This window comes from Aeromonas sp. ZOR0001 (assembly GCF_000801015.1).
GTDB classification, from domain to species: Bacteria; Pseudomonadota; Gammaproteobacteria; order Enterobacterales; family Aeromonadaceae; genus Aeromonas; species Aeromonas veronii.
Map to the genome: position 1 here is coordinate 35,175 of NZ_JRJY01000046.1, position 8,810 is coordinate 43,984.

General features: G+C 63.0%; 9 protein-coding genes. 2 read left to right on the top strand and 7 right to left on the bottom strand.

Features of this window, described 5'->3' with window-relative positions; all coding sequences use genetic code 11:
• On the bottom strand, positions 1 to 963 hold a 963-nt coding region (locus tag L972_RS06305; protein ID WP_047436707.1), incomplete at its 3' end, for an isopenicillin N synthase family dioxygenase.
• A gap of 425 nt (positions 964 to 1,388) precedes the next feature.
• Complete coding sequence (locus L972_RS06310; RefSeq protein WP_005352606.1) at positions 1,389 to 2,027, bottom strand: NAD(P)-dependent oxidoreductase; 639 nt, start codon at positions 2,025 to 2,027, stop codon at positions 1,389 to 1,391.
• A 101-nt stretch (positions 2,028 to 2,128) separates the two neighbouring features.
• Here L972_RS06310 and L972_RS06315 point away from each other — a divergent pair, with 101 nt between their 5' ends.
• On the top strand, positions 2,129 to 3,019 hold the full coding sequence (locus tag L972_RS06315; protein ID WP_047436711.1) for a LysR family transcriptional regulator: 891 nt from the start codon (positions 2,129 to 2,131) through the stop codon (positions 3,017 to 3,019).
• Positions 3,020 to 3,143: 124 nt separating this feature from the next.
• On the opposite strand, the gene L972_RS06320 is transcribed toward L972_RS06315, so the two are convergent.
• The 4 genes from L972_RS06320 to L972_RS06335 all read right to left on the bottom strand — a co-directional run bounded on the left by L972_RS06320 (position 3,144) and on the right by L972_RS06335 (position 7,099).
• Positions 3,144 to 4,046: a LysR family transcriptional regulator gene (locus L972_RS06320; protein WP_005352600.1), complete on the bottom strand. Its 903-nt coding sequence runs from the start codon at positions 4,044 to 4,046 to the stop codon at positions 3,144 to 3,146.
• A 100-nt stretch (positions 4,047 to 4,146) separates the two neighbouring features.
• The gene (locus tag L972_RS06325) at positions 4,147 to 5,406 is read right to left on the bottom strand and encodes an MFS transporter (protein ID WP_047436715.1); all 1,260 of its coding nucleotides are present in this window, start codon (positions 5,404 to 5,406) and stop codon (positions 4,147 to 4,149) included.
• Complete coding sequence (locus tag L972_RS06330) at positions 5,403 to 6,302, bottom strand: pirin family protein (RefSeq protein ID WP_047436718.1); 900 nt, start codon at positions 6,300 to 6,302, stop codon at positions 5,403 to 5,405. Before L972_RS06330 ends, L972_RS06325 begins: the two co-directional genes overlap by 4 nt.
• A 59-nt stretch (positions 6,303 to 6,361) precedes the next feature.
• Positions 6,362 to 7,099: an isochorismatase family protein gene (locus L972_RS06335; RefSeq protein WP_047436721.1), complete on the bottom strand. Its 738-nt coding sequence runs from the start codon at positions 7,097 to 7,099 to the stop codon at positions 6,362 to 6,364.
• 192 nt (positions 7,100 to 7,291) lie between these two features.
• Here L972_RS06335 and L972_RS06340 point away from each other — a divergent pair, with 192 nt between their 5' ends.
• Complete coding sequence (locus L972_RS06340; RefSeq protein ID WP_047436724.1) at positions 7,292 to 8,227, top strand: LysR substrate-binding domain-containing protein; 936 nt, start codon at positions 7,292 to 7,294, stop codon at positions 8,225 to 8,227.
• A gap of 6 nt (positions 8,228 to 8,233) precedes the next feature.
• On the opposite strand, the gene L972_RS20635 is transcribed toward L972_RS06340, so the two are convergent.
• Positions 8,234 to 8,810 (bottom strand): LysR substrate-binding domain-containing protein (locus L972_RS20635; protein WP_047436746.1); only part of this gene is annotated, 577 nt, incomplete at its 5' end.

Below are 8,810 nucleotides of genomic sequence, written 5' to 3' on the forward strand. Positions count from 1 at the left end.
GTGGGAGCGCAGCCGCCCTTTCAGCACGTTCTCCCCCACCTGATTAAAGAGCGGGTTGGTCGGGTCACTCTCCGGCCCTTGCGCCTGCGCTGCCAGCGCGGGGGAGAGGGTGAGCAGGGGCACGGTGGCATCGAGCCGCGCCGCCATAAAGAAGGCGCAGGAGAGGCGCGATACGCCGGACGGCGGGCTCACCACCCGATGCAGGGTCGCCTTGAGATAGCCGTTGGAGGCTAGCTCCAGCAGCTCGCCGATATTGACCACCAGCGCCCCCGGCAGGGGCGGTGCGGAGATCCAGCCGTCGGCCGTCTCGACCTCAAGCCCCGAGTGATTGTCCTGCATCACCAGCGTCAGGTAGCCGGGATCCTTGTGGGCGCCGACCCCCTGACTGCTGCCCCCCGCCTCTTGCCCCGGGTAGTGAATCAGCTTCATGTGCTGGTAGGGGGCGCCGCGGATGCTGTCGTCAAACACTTGGGGCGGTTGCTCCAGCACCTCGGCAAAAGCGGCCAGCAGGGTGAGGGTGATGTCGCTCAGACGATCCTGCCACGCCAGCAGATGGGCTTTCATTTCTGGCAGGGCGGTCGGCCATTGGTTGGGGCCGATCAGCCGCTGCCAGGGTTCACGGATCAAGACCGCAGGCAGGGCTTGCGCCTCATTCATGATATCGAACTGCTCTCGCAGATCCGGCCGCTGGCGGGTCAGCTCGGCCCCGACCCGGTTGTAGCCGCGAAAGTGGGGGCTGTTGACCATCTGCACTGCCAACTTCTCCTGCTCCGGCAGAGCAAAGAAGCGCTCTGCCAGCGCCAGGGTCTCTAGCATCTCAACCTTGCTCAAGCCGTGGCCGACCAGATAGAAAAAGCCCACATCACGGGCGGCCGCGGCCAGCCTGGCCAGCATAGGGCGACGCACCTCGGGCGCCCCGTTGAGGGCAGCCAGATCGATGATCGGCAGTGGTGAATGTTCCATGTGCACCTCCTCACTCTTTCGTTATCTCTGGCGCCATCTCTTGCACTGCCTCCGCTGTTGGCAGACCTGATAAGCGGCAAACGGGATGGCGCGACAGTGTGGCGCCATCTGGGATAAAGGGGATGCTACTGTTCGGTGTTATAAGACGGAAGCAACAAATTATTCTTAGTTATATACAAAATTCGAAATGGAATTCGGCGCCTGATGGGCTGAAGGTTTTTTGCGCAGCCATTGCGGGGTAAAGGGGCAACGATGAGGGGGAGAGTGATAACCAGAGGCAAGCTGCCAGCGGCAAAAATGACCAAAACAGAAAATGGCCAAAACAGAAGGGAGGCGGATGCCTCCCTTCTGGTTGAGCGGTTTTTCACCTGACCGAAAGCACAGGCGAGTGACCGCGTATTCTGGCCTTAACCGCCTGCTGGCTCTCAGTAACCCAGGGTAAAGCGCTGGCGCTGGTGAGCCGGTTTTTCCACTTCGTTCAGCACGCCATCGGCCAGATCACCGGCGGTGATCCCGGCAGGCTGTTCGCCGCTAAAGAGCACCTGATCGCCACCAATCCGATAGCCGCCGCGCTTCTCGCCTGGTTCGAGGAACACCGGGGGAGAGACAAAGCGCCAGTCGAGGGTGGTTTCACGACGCAGGGCGGTTAGACCGTCGCGGGCCGCCAGCGCCCCCTGTTTCCACTCGGCCGGAAACTCAGGGGTATCCACCAGTTGCACGCCGGGGGCAACCTCCAGACTGCCGGCGCCACCTACTACCAGCAGCCAGCTGTTGGCCGCTTTGGCTGCTGCGACGATCGCGTTGGCGCCCTTGAGGTACTGGTCGTAGATATCCGGTGTGGTCCAGCCCGGGTTGTAGGCGCTGATCACCCGATCGTGCCCCTTGAGCACCTCGGCCAATGCCTGCGGGTTTTGGGCATCTACCGCCACGGCGGTGACCTGCGGATGGGCGGCCACCTTGCTGACATCGCGGACGATGGCGGTGACGTGATGGCCACGGCTGACGGCCTCGTTCAGGATGGCTGAACCGACAAAACCGCTGGCACCGATCAGGGCAATCTTCATGGGGAACTCTCCTTCACTGTTGGAATGGGGCTATCCTACGCCGCCATTTATGATTTAATAATCACCTCAAAAATGCATTCACTTATAAGCTGGATTTAATAATGGAACAGCTCAGACGTTACGCCATCTTCGCCGCTGTTGTGGAAGCGGGCAGCATGACAGGGGCGGCCAAATCCCTTGGCATGACCCCCTCCGCCGTCAGTCAGCATATCAGCCAGCTCGAAAGCCTGCTCGGACTGCCCCTGCTCCATCGCTCCACCCGTCGTCTCAGTCTGACCGAGGCGGGAGAGGTGGTGTGGCAAGGGTGTCGGGCGTTGCAGCAGACTCTGAGCGAGACCGAGCTGCGCCTCTCGGAGGTGCGCGACGCCCTGCTCGGGGAAGTGCGGATCACCGCCCCGGTGGGGATGGCGGGCCAGCCGCTGGCTCTGGCCCTCTCGCCGCTGTTGCAGGCCCATCCCGGCCTCACCATCCAGATCATCGCCGACGACGAGAAGCGGGATCTGATTGCCGAGCGGATCGATGTGGCACTGCGGGTCGGCACCTTGCCTGACTCGACCCTGGTGGCCCGCAAACTGGGGCAGACCCGGATGCTGCTCTGCGCCGCTCCCGCCTATCTGGCGCGCAAGGGGACGCCGCGCATGCCCGCCGATCTGGCGACTCACGACTGGCTCTGCGGCGACATGCTGGGCAACGGTTTGCTGCTGCTCGATGAGAAGGGGGGCGAGCACAGGGTGAGGTTCAAGGCCAAGGTGCTCTGCAACAACGTGTTGCCCCTGCGCCAGTTTGCGCTGGCAGGGCAGGGGATCTCGCTGCAACCGGAGGGAGAAATTGGCGAGGATCTGGCTCAGGGGCGTCTGCTCGAACTGCTGCCCGGTTTTCGGGTGCAGCCGATGGAGATCCACGCCATCACGCCGCAGCGGGAGATCCCGGAGAAGGTGCGACGGGTGGTGGAGGCGCTGCGCAGCTATTTCGGCACGACGATGTCGTCATGAGCTGCGCCTTAATGGTTGAGAAAAGGCGCCCGATTATCCTGAAGGGGGATTATCCATAAGGCGGTTTGTCGAGAAGAGCGATAGCCCGGATGAGGAGATGGGCATGCTTGACTGTTAAGCATACTTAAAACGAACTGACGGCCCGCACCTGATCTTTGAGCCAATTAAGCCCGGTATCCTGACCGGAGCTCTTGTGCCAACTCATGTAGACGGGGCAATCCTCCGAGAGCCAGGGGAGGGGATAGCTGGCCAGATCCAGCGCCTGCCCCAGCTTCTCCATGTGCCACTGGCTGGCGACGCAGAGCCAGTCGGTACGACTCACCAGATGAAGAGCGGTGAGCAGGGAGTCGCTCTCGTAGGCAATCTGGCGCGGCGGCAGCGGCGCCTTGGTCAGGGTGTTGAGCAGCAAGCTGTCGAGCCGCCTGGTTTGCAATACCACGTGCTTTTCGTTGAAGAAGGTGGCCATGTCGGGGGCCTGGCGGATCCTGGGGTGATCCTTGCGGCAGGCGATGCGCAGGGCCTGGGACATGATCTGCTCGTTTTCGATCCCCTGCTCCGCCATCGGCTTGGTGGCCAGCACCAGATCAACGCTGTGCAGATAGAGGCTGTTCTGGCGCAGGGCTTCGTCCTGCACCTGGGTGTTCCACTCCAGCTGACAGTTGGGGGCTTGGGTCTGCAGCAGGTTGTTGAGCTCCGGCAGGAAGAAGATATCGATATCGGGCACCCCCGCGATGCGAAAGGTGCGCCGACTGGTCTGGGGATCAAAGAGATCGGTGCGCTGCAGGCTGCGCTCCATGTCGTGCAGCGGCACCATGATCTCGTGGTGCAGACTGAGCGCTCGCGCCGTGGGGGTGATGCCGCGTCCCTGGCGGACAAACAGCGGCTCGCCCACCAGGGTGGTCAGGCGGCTGATGGCCTGGCTGATGGCCGAGGGGGTCATCTCCATCATCTCGGCGGCCGTGGTGACACCACCATAGCGGATCACCGCATCGAGGACGCGAAAGAGATTGAGATCGACTTGAGACATGGTGGCTACCGTTAAGCATGATTAAACAGTTAACATACTGAACAGCCTCTTGTCCGGCCAGTATTCCCTGCGATAACTGTGATGTTTCCCTCTCTATTCGTCACCTTTCATCTTGCCGCGAATGCGATCGAGCCTGTTTTGCAGCCATGCTTGAGCCCGGCAGGTGGCCCGCGGCATAGAGTAGCGCGACCAGCAGCAAGCCGCCCAGAAAGAGCCAGCGAGCGCTTCCCCAATGGCCGCTGTCCGTCATCAGGGCCGCCAGCAACAGGGGGCCAAGCAGCTGACCGAAGTTGGCGAGCTGGACAAAAAAGCCCTGCACGATGGCCAGTTGCACCGGCCCCTGACTCACTCCCTGCGCGGACGAGAGGATCGCCGGCGGCGCCATGCCACCCGAAAGGGAGAGGACGAGGCACAATCCATAGGCCCACCACGGCGACAGGCCGGGCCAGAAGGCGAGCATGCCGCACAGCGCCATCAGGCCCAGTGCCCAGCTGATGAGCCGATCTCGCGCTACGCCCCTGCGCAGCAGCCATGCCCCCATCAGGTTGCCGGGAATATTGGCGACCACCGCCAGCGCAGAGAGCAGGGCAATCTGGCTTTGGCCAATCCCGGGAGTGCCTTGCAACATGGTTGGCAGCCAGACAAAGAGCGCCCAGAGCATCAGGCTGTAGAGCGTGAACGCCAACCCGTAGCGCCAGAGTGTCAGTTGTCGGAGCACCGTGAGCTGGCGCAGTGGGCGGCCTGCGTTAGCCGCGCTTTGGGGCCCCCCGACCCGCAGCCCATCTGCCGAGCGACTGGCGAGCAGAAGCAGCAGGGCAGAGAGTTGCGGGATCATCAGGATCAGCCAGGCCAGTCGCCAGCCACCTTGTGCCGTGAGCCAGGGAGTAAGCAGCATACCCGCTGCCGCCCCGAGAGGCAGGTTGACTGCCCACAGGCTTATGGCCAGCCGTTTATCCTCCTCCCGGGTCACCGCCACGATAAAGGCGGGCATGGCCACCGAGACCAGCAAAAAGCCAATCCCCTCGACAATGCGCGACAGCAGCATCATGGCCAGCCCGGTGGCGGGCAGCGCCAACGCACCGCCTGTGACGATAACCAAAAGCCCGACAACCCCGGTTTGCCGCCCACTCCAGCGGGTTAGCAACAGGCCGAGAAAGAGGCTGAATAGGATCGCCAGCGTATTGAAAGCTGAGGCGAGATAGCTGGCTTCGACCAGTGTCAGCCCCAGCTCGTTGCGCAGTATGCCGAGTACGGCGGGCACTTTGCCAAGGCAGAGGGCGCCGCTGGCACCGGCAAAAATGGCGAGGAAGACCAGAGGCCAGCGCGGGCTTTGTGGCTGGTGGCCAGCGAGCGTGCTCATGGCCGATATTGGCCGTTGCGCAGCCACTCATCGTTGAGCTGACCAAATTCGCCGTGCTGATAGGCATGCAGCCGATCTGCAATGGCGTCGTGGCTGTTCATGACGAAGGGGCCATGTTTGACCAGGGGTTCATTGAGCGCCTGGCCTGAGAGCAGCACGAAGTGGCAGGGCTCGGTGGCCTCAAGCTGCAGAGCCATCGCCTCGCCGCCATCGGCAGAGAGGCTGACACCCATCCCGTGACCTGCCGGGATGAGGTGCCGCTCTCCCTCCGCCTGCAGGGTTAGCGATCCGGTCAGGGGATAGATCATGGCATTCCAGCCTGCCGCCAGCAGATGAGTGAAGCGGCTGCCGGGCGCGCAATGGCCATCGAGCAGGGTAAAGGGTTGGGGCAGCGCTGCCGAGTGTGGTGCCGTTATCCCGTTGCTGTGGCCTGCGACCACCCGTACTCTCACCCCTTCGCCATGAAATTCGGGGATGGTGGCAGCGGCTGCGTGGACGGCAAAAGGCGACATCATCTTCTGACGAGCAGGCAGGTTGACGAAGATCTGCAGGGCGTGGACATAGGGGGATGCCCCTTCCGGCTGCTCGGTATGTACGGCCCCGCGCCCGGCCGCCAGCCAGTGGAGCGCGCCCGGTTCGATGGGGCCCTGATTGCCGAGAGAGTCGTAGTTGACGTGGGGGCTCGTCGAATCCTCGAACAGATAGGTGACGGCAGAGATCCCGGCGTGGGGATGGGGCTCGAAGGTGGGGGCGGTCATCTGGAAGTGATCCACCATCACCACGGGGTCTATCAGACCGTTGAAAAAGTGTTCGCCAAAATGGCTGGCTGCAAAGCCGCTGCCAATACGCAGTGGTTGGCCCTTGACGGGGGCGGAGAGAGTCAGGCGTCTGGTCATCGATATAACCTCTTGAAGACAAAAGATGCCTTCGGTCATCTGACCGAAGGCGGGGCGAGTTACGACTTCTTGGCACCCTCTTGCATCTGCCACACCAGGGTGGCGAAAGGCATGTCGAGGGCGCTGTAGACATCGTGCGCCTTGGGGTCGACGTTGCTGCGCAGCATCTCGACCGCGGCAGAGGCGTAGTCGGTGACCGGGATACCGGCCCCCAGCAAGCGTTGCAGCCCAGTGGTGCGCTTGGCTTCGTTGAAGGTGCCGGAGGCATCGAGCACCACCCGTGCATCATAGCCGGCAGCCTTGGCAGAGAGGGCCGGGAAGCTGGCGCAGATCTCGAGGGATACCCCGGCGATGATCAGCTGTTTGCGGCCGGTCTTCTCAATGGCGGCGCGCACGGCAGGATCGTCCCAGGCGTTGATGACGGTGCGGTTGATCACCTTCACATCCGGCAGGGCACTGGTCAGTTCGGGCATGGTGGGGCCCCACATGCCATCGGGCATGGTCGCGGTCACGATCACCGGCACGCCGAGGGCGCGGGCGGCGTTGGTCAGCGCCACCACGTTGTGCTTGAGCTCGCCCACCGTGGTGTCGCGCACGCCGCTCAGCAAGCCGACCTGATGGTCGACCAGCAGCAGTACCGCATTGTCTCGGGAGAGCATCTCCAGATAGCGGTTGGGTGATACGGTCGGATGGCTGGCAGCCTCGGCGGCCATGGCCGGTGTCGCTGTGGTGGCCAGCGTGGCGGTCAGGGTCGCTAGACCGAGCAGGGTGGCAGAGCAGATTTGTCGCAGTTTCATGGTGAACTCCTTGTGATATTGGAACAGTCAAACGGCCCTTGCTGGTGGGGCGGATTGCCCGCGCAGCAACCGTCTGATGGGGACAGGGCCATTATGATGGCTGCAAAAATGGCGACAATCTGGTGAAATAGGTTCTTATCGTTCTATTGGTAGAACGATGTGAATGCACCTCACCCTGACCAAGGCTGCCCGATGACACCACTGGAACTTGATTTGAATGATCTCTATCTCTTCACCTATGTGGTGCAACGGCAGGGATTCACTGCCGCCGCGCGGGCGCTTGGCGTGCCCAAGTCGCGGATCTCGCGCCGGATCCGGCTGCTGGAGGAGCGGCTGGATACCCGGCTGCTGCAACGTACCTCGCGCCAACTCAGCCTGACCGATGCCGGTGAGGTGCTCTATCGTCACTGTCAGGCTATGTTGGCCGAAGCGCAGGCGGGAGAGGCGGCTGTGCGGCAACGGCAGCAGGAGCCGAGCGGTCTGGTGCGCATCAGCGTGCCCATTACCATTGCCGATGCGCTGCTTGCCCGCTTGCTGCCCGCTTTTATGGCCCAATACCCCAAGGTGAGGCTCGCCGTGCAAGCCAGCAATCGGCAGGTGGATCTGCTGGAGGAGGTGCTGGATGTGGTGATCCGCGGGGTGGCCTTCGAGCAGGCCCCCTCCAGTCTGGTGCAGGTACCGCTCTGTACGGTGCAATGGGGCGTGCTGGCGACCCCGGCGTGGCTCTCCCGCCACAATGCGCTGGCACATCCACGCCAGCTGGAAGGAGAGGATGCCCTGCTTTTCAGCTCGCTGGAGCGTCAGGCCGATTTGCTGCGGCTGCGGCACGACGGTGGGGAGAGTGAGGAGGTGGCGGTCAATGTGCTGCTGCGCAGCGACAATGTGCAAACCCTCAAACAGGCAGCGCTGGCGGGGCTCGGGATGGTGGGCTTACCACTTTACGCCTGCGTGAATGAGCTGGCGGATGGGCGGCTGCAACAACTGTTGCCCGAGTGGCGTCCCAAAGATGGCAAGCTGGTGATGCTCTATCCCGCGCGGCGCGGTCTGTCACCGGCGGTCAGGGCCCTCATCGACTTTATCAAGGCGCAGTTGCCTGCACTGCTGGCAGAGGTCGGTCAGCCACGCTGAGGAGGGCTATCCCTCCATCTTGCGGCGAATGCGCTCGAACAGGCTCTGCAGGCAGGCTTGATCCCGATCGGCGGCCCGTACCGCGCCGTACATATGGCGACGAATACCGCTGCCGAGGGGACGGGCGCAGAGCATCCCCTGTCTGACAAACTCGTCGCTGGCCCAGCGCGGCAAGGCGGCGACCCCGAGTCCTGCGGCGGCCATCTGCAGCATCACAGAGGTGTTGTCCACCGGCTTGCAGCGGGCGGGCTCCACCCCGGCGGGTTGCAAAAAGCGGCTGAAGATATCCATGCGGCTGCGCTCCACCGGATAGACCAGCAGCACCTCCGGCCCCAGATCGCCCGGCTCGATGTGGCTCCGGTGGCAGAGGGGGTGATCCGGCGCCATCACCAGAGTCAGATCGAAGGCAAACAGCGGCTCGAAGTGGAGATCGCCGCGGGCCTGCACATCGGAGGTGAGCAGCAGGTCGAGCTGGCCGCCTAGCAGGGCATTGATGGCATCAAAGCCCGGCACTGACTCCACCTCCAGATCCACCCCAGGCCACTGGCGGCGAAAATCGGGCAACAGCGGCAGCAGCCACTGG

Coding starts and splice junctions, on each gene's coding strand:
- L972_RS06310 (WP_005352606.1), bottom strand. CDS start 2,027: ATGAAGATTGCCCTGATCGGTGCCAGCGGTTTTGTCGGTTCAGCCATC.
- L972_RS06315 (WP_047436711.1), top strand. CDS start 2,129: ATGGAACAGCTCAGACGTTACGCCATCTTCGCCGCTGTTGTGGAAGCG.
- L972_RS06320 (WP_005352600.1), bottom strand. CDS start 4,046: ATGTCTCAAGTCGATCTCAATCTCTTTCGCGTCCTCGATGCGGTGATC.
- L972_RS06325 (WP_047436715.1), bottom strand. CDS start 5,406: ATGAGCACGCTCGCTGGCCACCAGCCACAAAGCCCGCGCTGGCCTCTG.
- L972_RS06330 (WP_047436718.1), bottom strand. CDS start 6,302: ATGACCAGACGCCTGACTCTCTCCGCCCCCGTCAAGGGCCAACCACTG.
- L972_RS06335 (WP_047436721.1), bottom strand. CDS start 7,099: ATGAAACTGCGACAAATCTGCTCTGCCACCCTGCTCGGTCTAGCGACC.
- L972_RS06340 (WP_047436724.1), top strand. CDS start 7,292: ATGACACCACTGGAACTTGATTTGAATGATCTCTATCTCTTCACCTAT.